This is a genomic window from Ensifer sp. 4252 (genome assembly GCF_050434565.1).
Taxonomy (GTDB): Bacteria; Pseudomonadota; Alphaproteobacteria; order Rhizobiales; family Rhizobiaceae; genus Ensifer.
Genome location: NZ_JBNDIU010000029.1, coordinates 45907 through 66513 on the forward strand (window position 1 = coordinate 45907; position 20607 = coordinate 66513).

Here is a 20607-nt window from a genome sequence, read left to right on the forward strand (position 1 = left end):
CAGGAAGTATGGCGAGACGGCGGAGGTTGCGGCTGTCGTCGAGGGATTGCTTTCGCAGTTCCCGGATCACATGACGGGTTTGAACATTCTGCACGATAGCGGTTTTATGCGCGCTTATTGAGGCCGTGCGATGGGAATTACATGCTCGATCTTGATCAATCGGTTTGCTTCAAAAAGGCGGTGGACTCCGCCCGCGAGGCGGGCGCCGAGATTGCGGTACTCACGGCGATCGAACGCGTCAGAATGCTTTCAATTAATCCCGAGCAAGAGCAATGGCGAAAACATCAAACGCACGGTAATCAAGTTTAGGGGCCAGACTAAATTCATACTTTTGGTCAATTTGAATGACATTACAGGCCGAAAGGATAGGTTTCATCCTCGCCGGCGGCCACTTGCGTCGGCAAGGGTTGCGCAGGAAGCTGACGAAGGCATCAACATCCTTGTTGCGCCACATCCAGGTCGGGAACCGGGAAAATGGCGTTGAATTCGTCGGCTGATGCGGTCTGCGCCGCACATGGCGGTCTATCGTAGCGGCGTCAGGCCAATCAGCCTCGACCGCAACAATGGTGAAACCATGCTGCTCGATCAACCGGCGCGTAATGGCGGCGCGCGCCCGGTAGAATTCCGACGTGCCGTGAGACGCTTCACCAAGCAACACGACACGGGCATTGGCAAATCGGTCGAAGGCAGTGGCGAAATCTGGGTCATCCAGCGAGGGTAGCGACTCGGCGGCCGCCCGTATGATGGCCACCGTCGGGATATGCTGTGCTGGCGGCGTCCGCGCTGGCGCAGGCATTCGCCCGGATGCCGGCAGCGTCAGATAATGCGCGAACCAGACGCTGGCCATGTCGGTCACGGTCGCCAATGCGCCAGTCTCCTCAAACATGTGTGGCGTTGGGAACGATTCTCAGCAGTTTGTCACATCTTAAGACGGCCAGTGCCTTGCGGTTCAGTTCAAGAACCTGCCGGTCGTCGCCGCCAACGATAAACAGGGTCGGCGCCTCAACCTCGGCCAGTCGTGGTCCTGCAAGATCGGGGCGGCCACCGCGTGACACCACCGCTGCCACGCGGTCGCGCAGTTCGGCGGCCGCCAGCATTGCCGCGCCGGCGCCAGTGCTTGCGCCGAACAGACCCAGTGGCAAGTCTGCAATATCTGGCTCGGCTCCGATCCAGATCGCAGCTTCGAGCAGGCGCTCCGCGAGCAAAGGTATATCGAAGACGTTCCGGCGATCTTCGGCCTCGTCCGCAGTCAGCAAGTCGAGAAGAAGAGTGGCAAAACCCTCGGCGTTCAGCCCGTGGGCGACCGCAGTGTTTCGCGGACTATGGCTGCTTGAACCGCTACCGTGGGCGAACAGGATGATGCCTCGCGGGTGCGCTGGCACGCTTAGATCACCAAGCAGGCCGAGCGGTGGTACCGAGACCTGGCGCTTCATGGGGCTCGTGGCAGCTTGATCAAACTCAGCCCATCCCTGACGCAGCAGTCCGATCGTTTCTTCATCAGTTAGCTGGTGAAAGTCCTGGTAGAATGATCCCACTCCCTGGAAGTTCTTGGAAGGAAGAAGGCACACCACAACGTCGGCGTGCTGACGCATCTCGGCGAGCGTTTCTTCGGGTGCGACCGGAATGGCGAGGATGACCTTGACAGCTCCTCGAGTTTTAGCCGCGATGAGCGCTGCCTTTGCCGTGGCCCCGGTGGCGAGACCGTCATCGACAATGATGGCAGTGTGTCCGGTCGGATCCACTGGCGCGCGATTACCGAGGTATAGCGTGCGGCGGCGCTCGAGTTCGGCAAGTTCGCGCAGTTTTGCGCGCTCCAGATAGATGTCGTCGGCTCCGATCAGCCTGCGAATGTCCTCGTTGATGACGGTTGCAGGGCTTGCACCGTCCACAATAGCACCAAGCGCCACCTCGGGTGCTCCGGGCACACCGATCTTGCGCACGAGAATAAGATCTAGAGGTGCGTGCAGCGCACGCGCGATTTCTAGTGCGACCGGCACGCCGCCGCGAGGAAGCGCGTAAATGACGGGGTGGATCAGGTCGAGGTCGGCCAGGCTGCCCGCCAATTGACGTCCTGCATCGGATCGATCCGAGAACTGGAAAGAAGATCGTATCATAGGAACACCATATTCTTTGGACGCCGAGCTGCATTGACCAGGATCAAGGCGTTTGCTGTCGCTCCTTGTTTTGCCAGTGCTGTTTTTCTCTTCTCGACTGGAGCTATTTCGCCTGGGAGCGGGCTGGCTGCGCCCAATCTTCATTGTCGCGGTAAATTTGCCCCAATTGATCCAGCGCAAACAAAGTTGGCGCGACATTCGGCATCTTAGCCATCACTAAAGGATGGAGACTACGATAAATGACAACGCCGGCAGCACTGGCTGACGCTCGTGGGACGGTCCGATGGGCGGGACAATTGAGCTTACATTCATTGCTTTTGCGGTGCGCCGGGCGCGCGTGATCTTCGTGACCTCGCAATATTTATTTGAAACATCAATAAGGAGGCCGTAAGCTTCAAACATCAGAGCCTGAGTAACATAAGCGATGGTTGAATCGTGATTACTGCCGCTCAGTTACGGGCCGCCAGGGCCCTTCTCGGCATCGACCAGCGCCATCTGGCCGACTTGGCCGGGGTTTCGGTGCCGACCATCCAGCGCATGGAAGCAAGCGCGCATGTCGTTCGCGGCAATGTAGATACGCTGATGCGGCTGCTTGCAGCCTTGGATGCCGCTGGCATAGAGGTGATCAACGAGGGAGCGGTCAGCGAAGGTAGCGGACGCGGGGTGCGGCTGAAAGCAAACGCCAACGTCAAGCCCTTGCCGCGGAAACCCTCCAAGCTACCGGGAACAGTGCGTGGACCGAGGGCGCGCTCATGACGCCGGCGGTCGTCATGCTGCTATGTGCGACGGCTTTTTTGGGAACGGCGATCCTGGCGATCCTGGCTGCGCGGTCCGACCGGGCGACACAGGTGATCTACGGCGCAAGCCTTATTGTTTCGTGTATCGCCTTTACGACCGCGCTCATCCAACTTGCTGCGGCTGTCTCTCCCACCTCGGCATCGACGCTCACTCTCCCCCTCGGGTTGCCTTGGTTGGGAGCCCATTTCCGGCTCGACGCGCTTGCCGCCTTCTTCCTTGTGGTCGTCGATCTCGGGGGCGCCCTCGCCAGTCTCTATGGCCTCGGCTACGGCCGTCACGAACATGCGCCGCAACGGGTGCTGCCGTTTTTCCCAGCCTTTCTCGCTGGCATGAACCTCGTGGTTCTGGCGGACGATGCCTTTACCTTCCTGCTTTCGTGGGAATTCATGTCGCTGGCTTCGTGGGCATTGGTGATGGCGCACCATCGGGCCGCCGGCAACCGGAACGCAGGTTACCTCTATATCGTCATGGCGAGCTTCGGCACGCTGGCCCTGCTCCTCGCATTCGGCCTGCTTGCCGGTCCCGAAGGCAGTTACGATTTCGCCGTTATGCGCGCTACCGAGCACACGTCGTCTACAGCCGGTATCGTGCTCGTTCTCCTGTTGCTCGGCGCCGGCTCCAAGGCAGGGCTCGTGCCATTGCATGTCTGGTTGCCGCTGGCACATCCGGCCGCGCCTAGCCACGTTTCGGCACTCATGAGCGGTGTCATGACCAAGGTCGCCGTCTACGGCTTCATCCGGGTTGTCTTCGACCTGCTCGGCACACCGACGGCCTGGTCAAGCGCTGTCGTGCTAATCTTCGGCGGCGCGACCGCGGTCCTGGGCATCCTGCACGCGCTGATGGAGAAAGATCTCAAGCGCCTACTTGCCTACAGCACCATCGAGAATATCGGCGTTATCTTCGTCAGCCTCGGGCTTGCACTCGCCTTTGCCGCGAATGGAATGGGATTGGCGGCGGCATTGGCGCTCACCGCTGCCCTGTTCCACGTTCTCAACCACTCGTTCTTCAAGAGCCTGCTCTTCTTCGGCGCCGGCGCCGTGCTGGTGGCGACCGGCGAACGGGACATGGAGAAACTGGGCGGTCTCATCCATCGCATGCCGTTCACCAGTTTTGCGTTTCTTGTCGGCTGCATTGCAATCTCGGCTCTGCCGCCGCTCAACGGTTTTGTTTCGGAATGGCTGGCCTTCCAGGCCATCCTTCAAAGCCCCGAGCTGCCGCAATGGGGGCTCAAGATCATCATACCGGCTATCGGCGGCTTGCTGGCATTGTCGGCAGCGCTCGCGGCTGCCTGTTTCGTCAAGGCATTCGGCGTGACCTTCCTTGGGCGCCCACGTACGCTCGTCGCCGGGCAAGCACGGGAGGTCGACCGCCTCTCGCTTGCCGCCATGTTGGTGCTCGCTGCATTGTGCCTTCTCGCCGGCATTCTGCCTGGGATCGTCATGGACCGTCTCGCACCGGTGACGCTCTCTCTGATCGGCGCCCGGATGCCGGTGCAGATGGGGGTCCCATGGCTTTCGATCGTACCAATCACTGAGACCCGCAGTTCCTATAATGGCCTGCTCGTTTTCCTGTTCACCGCATTCTCGGCGTCGCTTACGGCCTATCTCGTCCACCGCTTCGCCTCGCGGGCTCTGCGGCGGGCCCCCGCCTGGGACTGCGGCTTTCCCGAGGCCGACCCTGCAACGCAATATACCGCCGGCAGCTTCGCCCAGCCCATCAGGCGGGTTTTCGGGACGCTCGCGTTCCAAGCCCGCGAACGGGTCGACATGCCGGCGCCAGGCGATCTGCGGTCGGCGCGTCTGGCCGTCGTATCACGTGATCTGATCTGGGATGGTCTTTACGTACCGATCGCCGGCGCCGTCGGATTTATCGCAGACACGCTCAATCACCTGCAATTTCTCACCATCAGGCGCTATCTAAGCCTGGTCTTCCTGGCGCTCGTCGTCCTGCTCCTGGTGCTGGCGCTATGGTCGTGATCTCCGCCCTCCTCGTCCAGGCAGTCCAGATGCTAACGGTCGTGTTGCTGGCACCGCTGCTGACCGGTTTCATCCGCAAGGTCAAGGCGCGATTGCTGCGCCGGCAGGGGCCGTCCGTTATCCAGCCCTACCGCGACATCTTGCGGCTTCTGCGCAAGGAAGTGGTACTGGCAGAGAATGCGTCCTGGCTGTTCCGGGTGACCCCTTATGTGATTTTCGCCGTCACCTGGGTTGCGGCGGCGACCGTCCCCACCTTCGCCACGGGCCTTATGTTCAGCTGGACCGCAGACCTGATCGCCATCATTGCCCTGCTTGGCAGCGGGCGCTTCTTTCTGGCACTTGCCGGCATGGATGTCGGCACCAGCTTCGGCGGCCTCGGATCGAGCCGCGAGGTGATGATCGCGACACTTGCCGAGCCTGCAATGCTGCTCATCATCTTTACGCTTGCCCTTGTCGCGGGCTCGACCCAGCTTTCCACCATCGCCGCCTTCATGACCTCTCCGCAGGTGGGGTTGCGCGTTTCGCTCGGGATCTCCCTGATCGCTCTGATCATGGTGGCGATTGCCGAGAATGCCCGCATCCCGGTCGACAACCCGGCGACACACCTCGAACTCACCATGGTGCATGAGGCCATGGTACTTGAATATTCCGGGCGCCATCTCGCGATGATCGAACTGGCCGTCTCTCTCAAGCTGCTGCTCTACATCTCCCTGATCGCCTGCATATTCGTCCCCTGGAAACTTGCGGTCCTGGAGGCCGGTCCCGCCGTCTACCTGGTCGGCCTGCTCGCCTACCTCGCCAAGCTTGCGGTCGGCGGCACGCTGCTTGCTCTGTTCGAAACCGCCACCGCCAAGATGAGGATCTTCCGGGTGCCGGAGTTCCTCGGTGCGGCACTGATGCTTGGCCTGCTCGCCACCCTCCTGCTGTTCGTCTCGAGGAGCCTGTGATGAGCGGCCTTGTTTTCGATATTGCGCACATGCTTGCCGGTGGCCTGGTCCTGGTCAGCATGATGATGCTGTATCAGGATCGCCTTTATGCGCTGCTCAACGTCTTTGCGCTGCATTCGCTGGTGCTCACGCTGTCGGTGGCCTGGCAGGCTTTCGTCCAGGATGCTCCGCATCTCTATGTGACGGCAGCGATTGCGCTCGTCTTCAAGGCCGTCATCATCCCCGTTGCGCTCCACCGCATGATCCGGCAACTCGGCATCCACCGTGAGATCGAGACCGTCGTCGGTATCGGTCCGACGATGCTGGCCGGTATCGGACTTGTCGCACTGGCGATGGTGGTCATGCTGCGCGTCACGCCTGAAGCCAATCCTTTGGCGCGCGAAGATCTTGCCTTCGCGCTGTCGGTTCTGCTTCTCGGGCTCCTGGTGATGGTCACGCGCCGCAACGCCGTCAGCCAAGTCGTCGGGTTCATGTCGCTCGAGAACGGGCTCGTGCTCGCCGCGACCGGCGCAAAGGGCATGCCGCTGGTCGTCGAGATCAGCGTCGCCTTCTCGATCTTGATCGCCTTCATTGTGATCGGCGTTTTCCTGTTTCGCATCCGCGAGAGGTTTGACACCGTCGATGTTCGTGCGCTCGATGATTTCAAGGGGAGAAGGCGAAAATGAACGCTCTCTTCCCCCTGTTGGCTTTCGATGCAGTCACCGCCGTTCTCCTGATACCGGTCGCCGCCGCTGCCCTGCTGGCGCTCCTGCCCGGCTATCGGCTGACGGCTCGGCTGAACGTCTTGGCGAGCCTGCTGACCCTGCTTGCCGCACTTTCGCTGCTCGTGACCGCAAGACCGATACCGGGACTGTATCTCCTCGTCGACGATCTCAACATCGTCTTCATCGTCCTCAACGCCTTCGTCGGTTTCACCACCAGCATCTTCAGCGCCAGCTACATCGCACATGAACTGGAAACCGGCCGGCTGACGCCCGCAAACCTTCGCTTCTACCACGCCATGTATCAGATCATGATGTTCGGCATGAATCTCGCATTCGTGTCGAACAATATCGGCCTGATGTGGGTCGCAGTCGAGCTTGCGACGCTGACGACCGTGCTGATGGTCGGCATCTACCGCACGCATGAAGCGCTCGAAGCCGCGTGGAAATATTTCATTCTGGGAAGCGTCGGCATCGCGTTTGCGCTGTTCGGCACCATCCTCGTCTATATGGCCGCGCAGCCTGTCGTCGGCGAAGGCTATGATGCGATGGTCTGGACCCTCCTGATTACGCACGCTGCCGCCTTCGACCCGGCTCTCCTAAATGTCGCCTTCGTGTTTCTGCTTCTCGGCTATGGCACCAAGGTCGGGCTTGCGCCCTTGCATGCCTGGCTGCCCGACGCGCACGCCGAGGGGCCGACACCGATCTCGGCGGTGCTCTCGGGCCTCTTGCTGAATGTCGCACTCTATGCCGTCCTGCGCTTCAAGATCCTGCTTGCCGCCAATCCCGAGGCGATCGCCCCTGGGCCGTTGATGATGACGATGGGGCTCATATCGCTCGTCTTCGCCGCGTTCATGCTCTACCGCCGCCGTGACATCAAACGCCTGTTCGCCTATTCCTCCATCGAGCACATGGGCATCATCGTCTTTGCCTTCGGCATGGGCGGACCAATCGCCAATTTTGCCGGACTGCTGCACATGGTCATGCACTCGCTCACCAAATCGGCGATCTTCTTTGCCGTCGGCCACATTGCGCAGATCAAGGGAACGCAAAGGCTTTCCAGCATCCGCGGCCTCACTGAAACGCATCCGGGGCTCGGTTGGGGCCTGGTGATCGGCGTCGTTGCCATTGCCGGCCTGCCGCCGCTGGGGATTTTCATGAGCGAGTTCCTGGTCGTGAGCTCCACCTTCGCCCGGCAGCCCTTGCTTGCCATTCCGCTCGTCTTCGGCCTTCTGATCGCCTTTGGCGCGTTGTTGCTGCGGCTCACCGGAGTTGCCTTCGGACAGCCGCGCGGCAGCACGGCACCAGCCGAGGCTTCCTACATACCGATGTACTCCCACCTGGCGCTCGTACTGGGCGCAGGCATTTACCTGCCGCCGCCGCTGGTCGCCTGGTTCCAGCATATAGCCACCCTTCTTCGATGATAGGGAGAGCCGTTCGATGCAAGCCCTGGCCGATCTCATTCTGGAAGGCCGTCCGGTTCAACACCATCGCCCCTGGCCGCGGACGATTGTCGATCCAATGATCTGGACATCGGCAACTGTGGCCCTTGCGGAGGGCCACTGGACCCTGCTTGGGCTTTGGGGCGAGGCCGATGCGGTTCACATGGCGCTGCTCGAAGAACCAGCGGGCATGATCGGCGTCATCACCTTGGAAGGACTGGAAGGCGGCTATCCCTCCGTCGCGCAATACCATCCGCCGGCCCTCCGTCCAGAGCGCGCCATCCACGATTTGGTCGGGCTGGTCCCGCAGGATTTGCCCGATCCGCGCCCATGGCTCGATCACGGCCGCTGGGGCCTGCGGTTTCCCCTGGGCGACCGCCTGCCCCCTCCACCCGAAACCGCTCGTTACGCGTTCCTGCGTGCAGAAGGTGACAGCCTGCACCAGATTCCTGTCGGCCCGGTACATGCCGGCATCATCGAGCCCGGGCATTTCCGCTTCACGGCCAACGGCGAGACAATCGTCCGTCTCGAAGAGCGGCTCGGATATGTCCACAAGGGGATCGAGGCGCTCTTGGCTGGAGCAAGCCTGGACCGCGCGGTGCAACTTGCCGGACGAACGTCCGGCGACAGCACGGTCGCCTATGCTTACGCCTTTTCGCGGGCGATCGAGGCCGCCCTACAGCTCGAGGTGCCACCGCGCGCCATATGGCTGCGCGCGCTGATGGCCGAGCTCGAACGGCTGGCCAACCATGTCGGCGACATCGGCGCTATCTGCAACGACGCTGCCTTTTCACTCATGCATACGCATTGCGGCGTGCTGCGCGAGCGCGTGCTGCGCGCTGCCGACACCGCGTTTGGCCATCGCCTGATGCGCGACCGCATCAAGCCCGGCGGCGTCATCGCCGATCTGGATCATGAGGGAGCGACTGCTCTGCGGGCTGTGGCCACCGAGATCGGGCGGACGTTCCCGGCATTGGTCGAACTTTACGACAATACCGCCTCGCTCCAGGACCGAACGGTTGGCACCGGTATGCTCAGGTCGGAACTTGCCCACCAGTACGGGGCTGGCGGCTATATCGGGCGGGCCTCCGGGCGCGGCTTCGACGCCCGGCGCGCTATTGGCTACCCGCCCTATAACAGCCTCCTCTTTGAGATCCCGGTCCTGAACGAGGGTGATGTCAATGCCCGGGTCTGGATCCGCATCCGCGAGGTTGAACAGTGCCTGTCGTTGATCGCGCAGATCCTGGATCAACTGCCAGCTGGTCCGGTATGCATCGATATTCCGGACACTGGTGAGACACGCGAGGGTCTGGCCCTTGTTGAAGGTTTTCGTGGCGATGTGCTGGTATGGCTGCGCCTCGCCGAAAACGGCAGGATCGACCGATGCCATCTGCGCGATCCGTCCTGGTTCCAATGGCCGCTTCTGGAAGCCGCGATCGAAGGCAACATCGTCGCCGATTTTCCTCTCTGCAACAAATCGTTCAACTGCTCCTATTCCGGTCACGATCTCTGAAGGCAGCCCAACATGCGCAAGCTCCTCTTCGAAAGCCTGATCCGAGTACCCCTGACCGAACGCGCCCCTTCCCGCTCGGACGCCGCGGTGGAGGAACTTGCCTCGGCTGTCGACAACGCCGCCCGCCGGCATCTCGGCCGCAGCCTGTCGATCCGCGCCGTCGATGCCGGTTCCTGCAACGGCTGCGAACTGGAGATGCACGCGCTCAGCAATGCTTTCTACGATATTGAGCGCTTCGGGATCCGCTTTGTTGCCTCGCCGCGGCATGCCGACGTGCTCATGGTTACCGGGCCGGTGACGAAGAACATGCGAGAGGCTTTAGAGCGGACATATAACGCCACGCCCGGTCCAAAATGGGTTGTCGCGCTCGGCGGCTGCGCGTGCGACGGCGGCTGTTTTGCGGGTAGCTACGCTGTCGTGGGCGGGGTTTCGGCCGTCATACCGGTCGATCTCCATATTCCAGGCTGCCCGCCATCACCGGCAGACATCCTCAATGGGTTGCTCGCACTGCTCGAGCATGTGACTTTGGGAACCCGCGCTTCGTGAAGGCAATCTTCCATGGTTGGACTTTTCCAGGCTAGACTTATCGCAATAGGCGCTCGGTTCGTCGCCGTTGCAATGACAGCCCTTGCGGCTGTTCGACACCGGATCAATCCACCAACTACATCACGTCGGTCGCGCAAGAACAGGCCTCATATCTTTGAGGAGGATTTGACTGCGTGCCAAGGTATAGACGCGGTCGAAAAAGTTTTCCGTGGTGATCCAAGGTGGTTTTTCCGCAAACGATACGAGCCGGATATCGGCGTCGATGCGCAAGCGGAAATCCTAAACGCCGGCAACCCGACAGGAAGGTTTATAGCGCTGCAAATCAGGTTCGGGCAGTCTTGGTTCAAGACGAGAGACGGCGACTATATCTTTCACGGAGAAAGCAAGCACCTGGAATACTGGAGCAAACATTCATTGCCGGTTTGCGTGGTCATCGTCACCCGCGAAACTGGTCTTGTGCTGTGGCGGCGGGTTGAAGAACAGCTTTGTCAGTCAACCGGAACGGGATGGGCGATTATCATTCCTGCGACGAACGTGCTGGATGCCTCTGCCAGGCTTTCTTTCGATGAGGCCATATCCTCGGATCCAGAGCCATTGATACGCTCTGCTTTTGCACTCGACCGTGCCCTTATGGAGGAGATGCAGGATCAGACGACGTTTTTTGTGTGGGACGAATGGCTAAACCAGAACCTGTCGTTCCGCAATCTTCGCATTTACATCGGCGAGGACGAAGAGCAGGAGTTGGTTGCAACAATTGACTACCATCTGCGCGCGCCTAGTCTCCATGAGATCATGACCAAGCTTTTCCCTTGGGCGACCTACTCATATGCTGAACCAATTTCGGAATATTCCGGGGTAGTCGCCGTGCATATTTTGGATGTCGAGCTCAGGCCTGCAGCTCACGCGTACCTAGAGGCCGAGAGTTTCTTTGAGGCCGGCTATCCGGAGAATGACGAACCGTTCCCTCCGGAACCCGAGGACTTCGTAACGGAGAAAGAGGAACAAGAATTCTGGCGCAACCGGCGAGGGTCTCGCGATCCGCACAATAGGGAAGGTTAATTCGTTTCACGAAGCGGGTTCACACAGATATCGCGGAATAAGATGCAGCCGTGTTGTCAGCTTGCTTGATGTATCTCGGCGTGAAAGCGTTACGAGCGAATTTCAAGCGGATCTTGTGGTCACGGCTTTCCATTGCGGGGCGCTGGCGTGGATGGCAAATGCTGAGCGTGTGGGATGGGACGGAACGAAGAGATTTCTGAAGGCGGAGACGATCGACACAAAGCGTTGCCGTGCCGCTGCAGTATCGACCGCTTGGCCATCGATGATAAGCATTGGCATGACATGTTCTGTTGCTACGCACATGCCGCGATGAGGGATTTTGATGCCGTCGATAACTAACGAAATGGAGGAGCCAGACGGTTTGGCGACCGGTGAACCAGCTACGCTCGCCGGAGCACTAACCGAGACAGGTCACTTGCTTGAAGCACGCGTCTATTATGCAGACACGGATTTGTCTGGCTCTGTTTATCACGCACGTTATCTTGAATTCCTTGAGCGCGGACGGATCGAGTATCTGCGGCTAGTGGGCGGACACCGCGCTAACCTTACCGACCGAAAACAAGGTGATGAAGTCGTTTGGATCATCCGGCGACTGGAAATTGAGTACCGGCAACCGGCACGGTTGGACGATACGCTGACGATAGAAACAAAGACCGCCGATATTTCTGGGGCCAGGGTGTTTGTGGTACAGAGGATCACGCGAAGCGGCAAAATTCTGGTCAATGCGCAGATTGAATGCGCACTCGTTGATCAATACGGCCGCCCTCAGCGCTTCCCAAAGGAATGGAAGCGGCTTTTCCGCCCGCAAAATATGTAGTGCCTACCTTGCTTCACCGACAATCTGGGCATCATGCAAATCTCAAGGATTTCCATTCGAAATCGCAGTAAAATACAGCGAATGGAATGGAGGGCTAGACGATGAGATCCTCTCATATAAATACGAGAACCCAGTGCTGGCGAAATGTTAGCGCAGACGCACTGCTGACGCTATGCGTCGCTGTACCCATTGCAATGCTGGTCTTCGTCATGTTGGGAATGTAGAGGGAGACTGAAGCGATGGTCGCCACGGCACATGGACGAGACCTCTCGGGATGAGAGGGAGTCCGTTTGTGCTCATTGCGCTGGCGCGCGGCGTCAGTTCAGGCTTTCTTCAGGAATTCTGTCCGCAGCACCAAATTCTTCACCTTCTCTGCCCGGCACTCGATCTCCTCCTCATTGCCGGTGAGGGTGATGTTCTTGATCAACGTTCCCCGCTTAAGGGTGATGGAGGTGCCCTTCACCTTCAGGTCCTTGATGAGCGTGACCGAGTCACCGTCACTGAGCGGCGTGCCGTTGCTGTCTTTAACGTTCATGACTTGTTTCCTGCTTCTGTGCATCCAGCCTACTAAAGAGTTCGGCAAACTCCTCAGCGTCCTGCTGGTTCATACCGATGACGGTGCGGCTGCCCATTTCGGCGGGCCGCTCGGTGCGAGCATCGACGACGGTCCATGTCCCGTCCAGTTCCTTAAAGGCTTTGTAGCGTTGGGTCATACGGGCAACAGTAATCGCCGACGTCATTCATGCCAAGTGTCGATCAACATTTTATTGTTTTATCTTGACGCTTTTTACATCAATAATAATGCTATTAATTCCATTCCTCATATGCAAACATGGACGCCTCGTTGATCACCGCCGCCCAACTTCGTGCCGCTCGCGCACTCCTCGATATCGACCAGAAAACCATGGCCGAGATGGCTGGGGTCTCCCTGCCAACGATCCAACGAATGGAAGCTAGTCGAGGCAACGTGCGAGGCATCGTCGATAGCCTGATGAAAGTCATCGAAGCGCTCAACCGCGCCGGCATCGAACTGCTTGGCGAACATGCGCATAGCAACGGCTGCGGACGGGGCGTCCGGTTCCGGCATGCAGAGGCGCGCCCTTGGGCAGGCTGAACTAGATCAAACGGTCCACCCGCACTCGGCGTTCACATCCATCATTGTCCTGCTTCTCTTTCTCTAGGTTTCGGAATCTAATGATGAGGCTATCCTCGCACCTCTTCTTCTCTTCTTTGCGTGTGTTGGCGTTGAACGGCAGCGTTCGCTCATGATTGTCTATCTGCGCCGGCTGACCGGAAAAGAGCGAGACGAAGAGGCCAATCGGCACCTCGCACTTTTTTTGACTTTTATTGCAGGAGCGGCCAATGCCGGCGGCTTTCTTGCGGTCCAGCAGTACACGTCCCACATGTCCGGCATCGTGTCATCCATGGCCGACAATATAGTCCTCGGCGATGTCGTGCTGGTGCTTTCCGGATTTGGCGCTGTGCTGTCATTCGTCGCCGGCGCTGCTTGTTCTGCAGTTTTGGTCAATTGGGGCCGGCGTCAGCATCTGCAGAGCGAGTACGCGTTTCCACTCGGTTTGGAAGCTGTACTGCTGATTTGCTTTGGTCTGCTCGGTGGTCACCTCGTGCGTCATGCAGGCTTGTTCGTGCCGATGACCGTCATGCTGTTGTGCTTCATCATGGGCTTGCAGAACGCCATCATAACCAAACTGTCGGAAGCTAGAATTCGGACGACGCATGTCACCGGGATGGTCACAGACATCGGTATCGAGCTCGGCAAACTGTTCTACTGGAACGCATCACGAGAAAACCCGGAGAAGCCGTTCGTGCGAGCGGATCGTCAGAAGCTGAAGCTGCTGGCTGTCCTCGTCACATTATTCTTCACCGGTGGCATCATCGGGGCGGTGGGTTTCAAGCACTTCGGCTTTGCTACGACACTGTTTCTGGCGGCCATTCTCCTAGTGCTGGCGGCCGTGCCCATCGTCGACGACATGTCAGCTCACCTAAGGCGACTCTGGCGATTGCTCTGATGAAGAGCATCGTAAAGTTAACGGAACTTGCAACTCGTTGTGCGATGACGGGTTGTGGCGATCCGTGATCCTCTCTATCGCCGCCATCGCTTTCCCGCCGAGATCATCGCGAACGCCGTCTGGCTCTATTTCCGCTTTCCTTTGAGCCTTCGGATGGTCGAGGACATGCTGGCGGCAGGACGGATTGTGGTCTCGCATCAGACGATTCGGCTGTGGGCGGAGAAATTCGGCCGCGCTTTCGCGAACGAGATCCGCCGCCGCTCAGCCGGTCGTCTCGGTGACAAGTGGCACCTCGGTGAGGCCGTCGTTTCGATCCGCGGCAAGAAGCATTGGCTGTGGCGTGCCGTGGATCAAGACGGCTTTGTTCTAGAAGTTCTCGTGCAAAGCCGCCGAAATGCCAAGGCCGCTAAGCGCCTGGTGCCGGCCTCCCCATGGGTCGCCATCCTGGCAACGACGGACCATTCCTCCCCTCACCGTCTCTATTCGGCGGGTCGAGGTCAAGCATCTTCGATGCTCCTTCTCCGTCATAGCCCTCCCACCATGGGGTCAGAAGAATGAAGCAGAACAATCTGCACCGACGTCCTGATCGCCTACAGCGGTCGATACAAGGTGAGGGCCGAACTTACTTCATCCGTCGTCTCGCGAGGGACTTCTTCTCCGCACGAATGCGGAAACCGTTATCTTGTCTGGATCAATGGCCGGGTCATGCGTGCACGGCGGTTGGCAGTCCCTCCCTCGTCCAGCGGAACTCGGTGCCATCGCTCCACATGCGGTGCATGATCACTGCCGGCCGGCGCGCCAATGCGGTAATGGCTTTTTGGCGCCCTCGCCTCTTGGCGACGTTCATGGCCCAAGCCATGAAGTTTAGGGTGGGTTTCGCAGAAGCACTAAGGAAGCCGGCGGATGACCAAGTCACAATTTCGAAAGTCGTCGCGACATGCTGCCAGGAACGCTCCTCTCCGGCAAGCGATCGGTTCTCAGGTCAATCCAACCCGTCAATGCAGGCCGGCACGGGCAAGTCCCTCGATGAGACGCGCCCGATCCTGGGCGCGGACGAAAGAAGATGTTGCTGCGACGGCGTCCCGTGAGATGTCAGGGACTAGCGACTTGAGCCGTCCGAGCAAGTCCGTGGCAGCCTCCTGGTTGTCCAGAAGTCCGGCACAGGCCGTGCCGATGACCAGCGGAACCGCGTGGCCGGACCGCAAGCGATGCGCCTCCCGCGCGTAACTCAATCCAAGTTCGTAATTCGCGCCCTGGAAATGAGCCATGGCGTAGTAAAACTGAAAGTCGCCGAGAAAAGCCTCGCGCGGGCTCAGTCTGAGGGCGTAGTCGATGCAAGGAATGGCGTCCGCCGCGCGGCCCCCGTTGGCATGCGCAAGTCCCAACTGGCCGTGTGCAAACGCGGAGTTGGGGTTGATCGCTACAGCCTGGCTGATCGCTGCCACCGCCAAAACATTGTCACGCGTCGCAAAGGCTATCATCGCCTGCGCAAGGTAAGTCCACGGTTCCTTATCGTCCGCGGCAATGGCTTGTTGGACGAAATCCCTGGCAAGGGCCAGGGCGTATCCCATGTCCTCCCACCCCTGGAACGCGCGCCACATGGTAATCCAACCTTTCATGGCGAGCGCCTGGGCATAACCGGGAGCCAGTCCGATTGCCCGATCGAGCAGGGGGAGCATCTTCCGGCTGCTCTCCTCAGACAACTGGGAACACAGGAACACCGCCCGCACGACACATTCCCAAGCATCAAGGCCATGATGCGGCTTGGGGCTTTCGCGAGCATGCTCTGCCGCCAGGAGTTCCGGCCCGATGCGGCCGACGACGCTTGCGGTGATTTCGTCCTGAATGACGAAGATGTCGCCGAGGTCGCCGTCGTACCTCTCGGCCCAAAGATGAACTTCGGAGGCCGCATCGATGAGCTGCGCGGTCACCCTCATCCGGTTGCCGGACTTACGGACACTCCCCTCGAGAATATAGCGGATCCCGAGTTCGCGCCCGATGGCGCGCACATCCACCGGCTTTCCCTTGTAGGTGAACATCGTGTTGCGGGCGATCACGAAGAAGCCCTTGAGCTTGGATAGCGCGGTGGTGATGTCCTCGGTGAGTCCATCGCTGAAGAAGTCCTGCTCCGGGTCGGCGCTCATGGCGTTGAACGGCAGCACTGCAATGGATGGTCGGTCCGGAAGTGCGGGCCTGGGCGATGCCGTTCGTGCGGTCGTCCTTTCCAGAAGGGGGCGGTACAGTCGCACCGTGCGCTCCATGTTCTTGAGCGCGCGTTCGCCGAGGTACTCGTAGTCGCAGTCAAGCTTGCCCTGGAGGTGATCGTACGCCGTGCCGGAAATGCAAATGCCGCCTGGATCCGCCAAGGTCTGGAGGCGGGCCGCGATGTTGACGCCATCGCCGTAGAGATCCCCATCAACCTCGTGGATCACATCACCGAGATTGACGCCGATCCGGAAGATGATGCGTCGCTCCGTCGGGATATCGGCCTGGTTCTCGGCAACCCCCTTCTGGATGGCGACCGCGCACGCGACGGCATCGACGACCGAGCCGAACTCCACGAGCGCACCGTCGCCCATCAGCTTGACAATACGGCCCTGATGCTCGGCCAGCAGCGGATCGATCACCTCCCGGCGCAGAACCTTGAGGGCCGACAACGTTCCAGTCTCGTCATGTTCGACGAGGCCGGAATAGCCGACGACGTCAGCAGCCAGGATCGCGGCCAGCCGCCGCTCTGCTCTTGCAGTTGCCATGGCTGTCTCCCCCTCAGGAGATCCGCCGGATGAAGCCAGGCGATTGACGCGACATGCACCATCTGGCTGCCCGACACCGCGACCGTGCTGGTTCATGATACCACTGAGCCGGTCATATGGCGACGTCTCACGAGAGTGCCGCCTGAACTTGCCGAAGCGGTTTCTTCCGTCGTTGGCGGTGGGAACAATCGCTCCGTCAGCCACGTGTCCCAAGATAGTGGTTCTTGATTAATTGCACCCCATCGCAAAACGCTCTATTTTCCCTTGCAGGGCGCCTCGACGAGACGGGACGTCCTCAGCTTCGCAGCGCCGCCGGACCGCTTCGGTTTCCGCACCAATCCCAGATGCCGTTCGACGACACGATCCATGAGGAGACGAGCGATGGGCGCAACGACGCCGGGCAACATCATGCAGCTCGGCATGGGGTTCTGGGCCTCCAAGGCCATGCTCAGCGCGGTCGAGCTCGGCATCTTTACCGAGCTCGCAGCCGGCCCGGCCGACCTGCCGGACCTGCAGGCCAGGCTGAAACTGCATCCCCGCTCGGCCCGCGACTTCCTTGACACCCTGGTGGCCCTGAAGCTGCTGGAACGCGAGGACGGCCGCTATCGCAATGCCCCTGATACGGACCTCTTCCTCGACAAGGCGAAGCCGTCCTATATCGGCGGTATCCTCGAAATGGCCAATGCCCGGCTCTACGGTTTCTGGGGCTCGCTTACCGAAGCCCTGCGCACGGGAGAGCCGCAGAACGAAGCCAAGCACAGCGAGGACTTCTTCGCCGCGATCTATGCGGAGCCGGCAAGGCTGCGCGGGTTCCTCGAGGCGATGAGCGGGATCAGCGCCGGTGCGGCGCAGGCGATTGCCGCCAGGTTCGACTGGTCGAAATACACGATCTTCGCCGATGTGGGCGCGGCGCAGGGCATGGTGCCGGTGGTGATCGCGCGAGCCCATCCACATCTTAAGGCCATCGGCTTCGATCTGCCCGCCGTGCAGCCGATATTCGACGAGTTCATCGCCCGGCAGGGCCTCGCTGACCGCATCCGCTTCCAAAGCGGCAACTTCTTCGACGGCCCGATGCCGAATGCGGATGTGATCGTGATGGGGCACATCCTGCACGACTGGGATCTTGCCGAGAAAAGAATGCTGCTGGAAAAAGCGTTCGCCGCGCTGCCGAAAGGCGGAGCGCTGATCGTCTACGACGCCGTCATCGACGACGAGCGCCGCAGCAACGCCTTCGGCCTCCTGATGAGCCTGAACATGCTGATCGAGACCCGCGGAGGTTTCGACTACACCGGCGCCGACTGCCAGGCCTGGATGCGCGACGCCGGTTTCGTGTCCACGCGCGTTGAGCCGTTGCTGGGGCCGGACTCGATGGTGATCGGCTTCAAGCCCGACTGAACGGAAACTGCAACTGGACCAGCCATTTGTTACGCGCCGGCCTTGCCTCCTCAACCGATACCGAGGAGCGCTACGTTCAAAAACAGCATGGGCACGCTTCGGCTAAGATAACGCGCAAACATCGGCGGCCGCGCGGTCGATTCCGCAGCAATCTCACCGAGCGTCTGGCTTTAAAGGCCCCTCCCCAAGCATGATGTGGTTAGGCAAAAATTGCGGACCGGGTGTTCAGCTTAGCGCTTCAAGTGAAATCGGGAAGTAAAAGCTAGAGCCACCCAATCTGCCCGGTTACCCCCGGTTACGTACTTGGGGCAAAAAGGGTGGCGGCGCCGAAACATTCTGTTGATGATGTTGTGGGTAGCCGGCGATCCGCGTTGCATTGGTCGAATTTCGGAGTGACGATCGCACCGGATGGAGGCCAGCATGCAGAAGATCGACCTTGACGGCTTGAGTGAAGCAGAGCTGATCGAATTGCACGATGCGGTCGTCGATCGGCTCCACTTTCTGCATCAGCAGAAGACGACGCATGCCTTGCTTGAACTGGCGATCGGCGAGCGCGTGATGTTCGAAGACAATAGCGGCCAGACGCAGGCCGGAATCGTCATCCGTCGAAACCGCAAAACGGTAACGGTGCACGGCGACAACGCCCGGCAATGGAATGTCTCACCGCAACTGCTGCGAAAGGAGAAGCGACCTGACGAAGGCCAGGCCGGAAAGTTGGTGCCGTTTTCGAGAAAGGCCTGATTTAGCTCGCCATCATGACCAGTTGCGACAAAGGTGGAATTGGCCGTCCTGAGCTTCCCAACCCGAGGCGATCCCCCAGGAAATGATAGAAGGAGATGCCGAGCTTTTGGCAGGTCTTCATCAGCCCGAGCATGACGTCGCGGGCAATGCGGCCGTCGAGGCTTATGGTGCCGCCGGAGATCTTGCGCCTGGTGACGAAGGAACGAATATCGTTCTCCGACGCGTTGGTGTGCAGGGGAATATGCGGGTGCTCGAGAACTTTGAGCAGTTCGACCTTTCGTCTGTGGAGGCGCAAGAGCAACTTGTCGAGCTCGGTATAACCGGTACGTAGCGCGAATATTTTGTCGAACCTGCGCCGAAACCCGGTGATCAACTGCGGTGAAGGCTGTTGTTTCCAGACCTTCAGCGCCTTGAAAATGCGCCAGACAAGGTCACGGATCGTCGTGACCAGCCGTTCCTGCTTCGGTGTCGTGGGCATCAGTTTCTGCAGCAGGCGTTCCGCATGGATCCAGCACAAGGCGTGGTTGGCGACACGGAACTGACCCGCATCGTCCGAAACGATCACCGTGCCGCCGAGCAGGTCGTGATGGCGGATGGCGCGCCAGATCGCCGCCTCCGCAACAGGACGCAGAAGCTGTCGGTCGAGGATATCGATGCCCTTGCTGCCAAACGCTCGAGGAACGCAACCTGATCGGTGAATACTGCTGGGGGATTGGTCTTGAGCCTGGCCATAATCGCGTGCTCGACGCCATGCGCCTTCAGCCACTTCATCGCTTCGTCATTGAGAACATAGTCCTGATGACCCGCCCGCAAGGCGGACAGGAAATTGAGCCGCGATTTGGAGAAGCTAGTGCGAAAGGCGGAAAAACGCTCGCCGCCAATCTGGGTGTCGGCCGCCCCCCGCTCATTCCCAGAAATGTCGCCATTCGTTCCCGAAGCGGCCGGCTCTACCTGCGACCGGACCGTCCCTTCAACACTCCTCCTCCCCTGCCACCCAAGCCAGAGAGATGGAATCGGCCTTGGGGCTCCGATAGGCTCATGTTGGCCGGATGAGCTATAGGCGCGGTTGCTATCGCTCATTATTTCGGACAAAAGTGAGTTATAGAAAGGAATTCTATAGCTCATGAAATGGAACTGGACACAGCAAGGGTGGCCCGAATTCAGATTTGACGCTTCCCGGCTTGAGCCGCTTGAACGGCAATTCCTTTTGTCATCTGGTGAGGTCATCGGCGCAATCCGCCACGTCAGCGACGATGAACGCGATCAACTACGCATAGAGTTGCTCAGCGAAGAGGCGGTGAAGACCTCGCAAATCGAGGGAGAAATGCTCGATCGTTTGAGCGTCCAATCCTCTTTGCGCCGACAGTTCGGCCTAGAAGCAGACAGCCGGCCGATCAAGCCGCAGGAACGCGGGATCGCAGAAATGATGGCTGACGTCTATGGCACATGGTCGCAGCCTCTCAACCATAAAACGCTCTTTCGGTGGCATGGAATGTTGATGACGGGAAACCGTCATATAGGAACGATTGGTGCATATCGAACGCACGAAGATGCCATGCAGATCGTATCTGGTCGCCACGATAAACCGATCATCCACTTTGAAGCGCCACCGTCAGTACGAATACCTGGAGAGATGGCCGCCTACGTGGATTGGTTCAACAGATCGGCAACTCACGGTGAAGCCCCCCTCCCCGCTTTGACACGTGCAGGTATCGGCCACATTTATTTCGAGAGCATCCACCCCTTCGAAGATGGCAACGGTAGGCTCGGTCGAG

The 20607-nt window shown here is 59.7% G+C and carries 16 protein-coding genes and 5 pseudogenes; 15 read left to right on the forward strand and 6 right to left on the reverse strand.

Going from position 1 to position 20607, the window contains the following annotated elements; all coding sequences use genetic code 11:
- Positions 1–409: 409 nt before the first annotated feature.
- A pseudogene (locus ABIE33_RS31785) lies at positions 410–2114 on the reverse strand (erythromycin esterase family protein); the annotation flags it as partial.
- Between the two features lie 435 nt (positions 2115–2549).
- Between ABIE33_RS31785 and ABIE33_RS31790 the strand changes: the two are divergent.
- From ABIE33_RS31790 to ABIE33_RS31830, 9 genes are all read left to right on the forward strand, one after another.
- Positions 2550–2870, forward strand: coding sequence for a helix-turn-helix domain-containing protein (locus ABIE33_RS31790; protein ID WP_057215054.1), 321 nt, complete (start codon positions 2550–2552; stop codon positions 2868–2870).
- Positions 2867–4888, forward strand: a complete 2022-nt coding sequence (gene hyfB / locus ABIE33_RS31795; RefSeq protein ID WP_429132488.1) for a hydrogenase 4 subunit B — start codon at positions 2867–2869, stop codon at positions 4886–4888. Before ABIE33_RS31790 ends, hyfB begins: the two co-directional genes overlap by 4 nt.
- Positions 4879–5835 (forward strand): respiratory chain complex I subunit 1 family protein, encoded by a 957-nt coding sequence (locus ABIE33_RS31800; RefSeq protein ID WP_429132491.1) that lies wholly within the window; start codon positions 4879–4881, stop codon positions 5833–5835. Before hyfB ends, ABIE33_RS31800 begins: the two co-directional genes overlap by 10 nt.
- Positions 5835–6500 carry a hypothetical protein gene (locus ABIE33_RS31805; protein ID WP_057215043.1) on the forward strand — a complete coding sequence of 222 codons (666 nt, stop codon included), beginning with the start codon at positions 5835–5837 and terminating at the stop codon, positions 6498–6500. The genes ABIE33_RS31800 and ABIE33_RS31805 overlap by 1 nt, the downstream gene beginning before the upstream one ends.
- Positions 6497–7960 carry a hydrogenase 4 subunit F gene (locus ABIE33_RS31810; RefSeq protein ID WP_429132494.1) on the forward strand — a complete coding sequence of 488 codons (1464 nt, stop codon included), beginning with the start codon at positions 6497–6499 and terminating at the stop codon, positions 7958–7960. Before ABIE33_RS31805 ends, ABIE33_RS31810 begins: the two co-directional genes overlap by 4 nt.
- Before the next feature lie 16 nt (positions 7961–7976).
- Complete coding sequence (locus ABIE33_RS31815) at positions 7977–9491, forward strand: hydrogenase expression protein HypE (RefSeq protein WP_429132497.1); 1515 nt, start codon at positions 7977–7979, stop codon at positions 9489–9491.
- A 12-nt stretch (positions 9492–9503) separates the two neighbouring features.
- Positions 9504–10037, forward strand: a complete 534-nt coding sequence (locus ABIE33_RS31820) for an NADH-quinone oxidoreductase subunit B family protein (RefSeq protein ID WP_429132498.1) — start codon at positions 9504–9506, stop codon at positions 10035–10037.
- A gap of 12 nt (positions 10038–10049) precedes the next feature.
- A complete protein-coding gene (locus ABIE33_RS31825; RefSeq protein ID WP_429132499.1) occupies positions 10050–11096 on the forward strand; it encodes a DUF4365 domain-containing protein in 1047 nt (348 codons plus the stop codon).
- Positions 11097–11457: 361 nt separating this feature from the next.
- Positions 11458–11913 carry a YbgC/FadM family acyl-CoA thioesterase gene (locus ABIE33_RS31830; protein ID WP_429132501.1) on the forward strand — a complete coding sequence of 152 codons (456 nt, stop codon included), beginning with the start codon at positions 11458–11460 and terminating at the stop codon, positions 11911–11913.
- Positions 11914–12235: 322 nt separating this feature from the next.
- On the opposite strand, the gene ABIE33_RS31835 is transcribed toward ABIE33_RS31830, so the two are convergent.
- Complete coding sequence (locus ABIE33_RS31835; RefSeq protein ID WP_429132503.1) at positions 12236–12448, reverse strand: alkylphosphonate utilization protein; 213 nt, start codon at positions 12446–12448, stop codon at positions 12236–12238.
- Entirely contained in the window at positions 12438–12653 is a 216-nt protein-coding gene (locus ABIE33_RS31840; RefSeq protein WP_429132505.1) for a hypothetical protein, read from the reverse strand. Before ABIE33_RS31840 ends, ABIE33_RS31835 begins: the two co-directional genes overlap by 11 nt.
- Positions 12654–12757: 104 nt before the next feature.
- On the opposite strand from ABIE33_RS31840, the gene ABIE33_RS31845 reads away from it, so the two are divergent.
- The 3 genes and pseudogenes from ABIE33_RS31845 to ABIE33_RS31855 all read left to right on the forward strand — a co-directional run.
- The gene (locus ABIE33_RS31845; RefSeq protein ID WP_429132507.1) at positions 12758–13027 is read left to right on the forward strand and encodes a helix-turn-helix domain-containing protein; all 270 of its coding nucleotides are present in this window, start codon (positions 12758–12760) and stop codon (positions 13025–13027) included.
- Positions 13028–13178: 151 nt separating this feature from the next.
- Positions 13179–13934 (forward strand): annotated as a pseudogene (locus tag ABIE33_RS31850) (YoaK family protein); the annotation flags it as partial.
- A 63-nt stretch (positions 13935–13997) separates the two neighbouring features.
- Positions 13998–14363: pseudogene (locus ABIE33_RS31855) on the forward strand (IS6 family transposase); the annotation flags it as partial.
- A gap of 283 nt (positions 14364–14646) precedes the next feature.
- Here the strand turns inward: ABIE33_RS31855 and ABIE33_RS31860 are convergent.
- Positions 14647–14799: pseudogene (locus tag ABIE33_RS31860) on the reverse strand (IS110 family transposase); the annotation flags it as partial.
- A gap of 139 nt (positions 14800–14938) precedes the next feature.
- Positions 14939–16696: an adenylate/guanylate cyclase domain-containing protein gene (locus ABIE33_RS31865; protein WP_429132508.1), complete on the reverse strand. Its 1758-nt coding sequence runs from the start codon at positions 16694–16696 to the stop codon at positions 14939–14941.
- A 381-nt stretch (positions 16697–17077) separates the two neighbouring features.
- Here ABIE33_RS31865 and ABIE33_RS31870 point away from each other — a divergent pair, with 381 nt between their 5' ends.
- The gene (locus tag ABIE33_RS31870) at positions 17078–18091 is read left to right on the forward strand and encodes a methyltransferase (RefSeq protein WP_429132510.1); all 1014 of its coding nucleotides are present in this window, start codon (positions 17078–17080) and stop codon (positions 18089–18091) included.
- 420 nt (positions 18092–18511) lie between these two features.
- Positions 18512–18832, forward strand: a complete 321-nt coding sequence (locus tag ABIE33_RS31875) for a hypothetical protein (protein ID WP_429132512.1) — start codon at positions 18512–18514, stop codon at positions 18830–18832.
- Position 18833: 1 nt separating this feature from the next.
- Here ABIE33_RS31875 and ABIE33_RS31880 read toward each other — a convergent pair.
- A pseudogene (locus ABIE33_RS31880) lies at positions 18834–19720 on the reverse strand (IS66 family transposase); the annotation flags it as partial.
- Positions 19721–19955: 235 nt separating this feature from the next.
- Between ABIE33_RS31880 and ABIE33_RS31885 the strand changes: the two are divergent.
- Positions 19956–20607, forward strand: a 652-nt coding sequence (locus ABIE33_RS31885) for a Fic family protein (protein WP_429132513.1), incomplete at its 3' end; no start/stop codon positions are given.

Coding starts and splice junctions, on each gene's coding strand:
- ABIE33_RS31835 (WP_429132503.1), bottom strand. CDS start 12,448: ATGAACGTTAAAGACAGCAACGGCACGCCGCTCAGTGACGGTGACTCG.
- ABIE33_RS31875 (WP_429132512.1), top strand. CDS start 18,512: ATGCAGAAGATCGACCTTGACGGCTTGAGTGAAGCAGAGCTGATCGAA.
- ABIE33_RS31840 (WP_429132505.1), bottom strand. CDS start 12,653: ATGACGTCGGCGATTACTGTTGCCCGTATGACCCAACGCTACAAAGCC.
- ABIE33_RS31870 (WP_429132510.1), top strand. CDS start 17,078: ATGGGCGCAACGACGCCGGGCAACATCATGCAGCTCGGCATGGGGTTC.
- ABIE33_RS31820 (WP_429132498.1), top strand. CDS start 9,504: ATGCGCAAGCTCCTCTTCGAAAGCCTGATCCGAGTACCCCTGACCGAA.
- ABIE33_RS31815 (WP_429132497.1), top strand. CDS start 7,977: ATGCAAGCCCTGGCCGATCTCATTCTGGAAGGCCGTCCGGTTCAACAC.
- ABIE33_RS31825 (WP_429132499.1), top strand. CDS start 10,050: ATGGTTGGACTTTTCCAGGCTAGACTTATCGCAATAGGCGCTCGGTTC.
- ABIE33_RS31810 (WP_429132494.1), top strand. CDS start 6,497: ATGAACGCTCTCTTCCCCCTGTTGGCTTTCGATGCAGTCACCGCCGTT.
- ABIE33_RS31865 (WP_429132508.1), bottom strand. CDS start 16,696: ATGGCAACTGCAAGAGCAGAGCGGCGGCTGGCCGCGATCCTGGCTGCT.
- ABIE33_RS31805 (WP_057215043.1), top strand. CDS start 5,835: ATGAGCGGCCTTGTTTTCGATATTGCGCACATGCTTGCCGGTGGCCTG.
- ABIE33_RS31800 (WP_429132491.1), top strand. CDS start 4,879: ATGGTCGTGATCTCCGCCCTCCTCGTCCAGGCAGTCCAGATGCTAACG.
- hyfB (WP_429132488.1), top strand. CDS start 2,867: ATGACGCCGGCGGTCGTCATGCTGCTATGTGCGACGGCTTTTTTGGGA.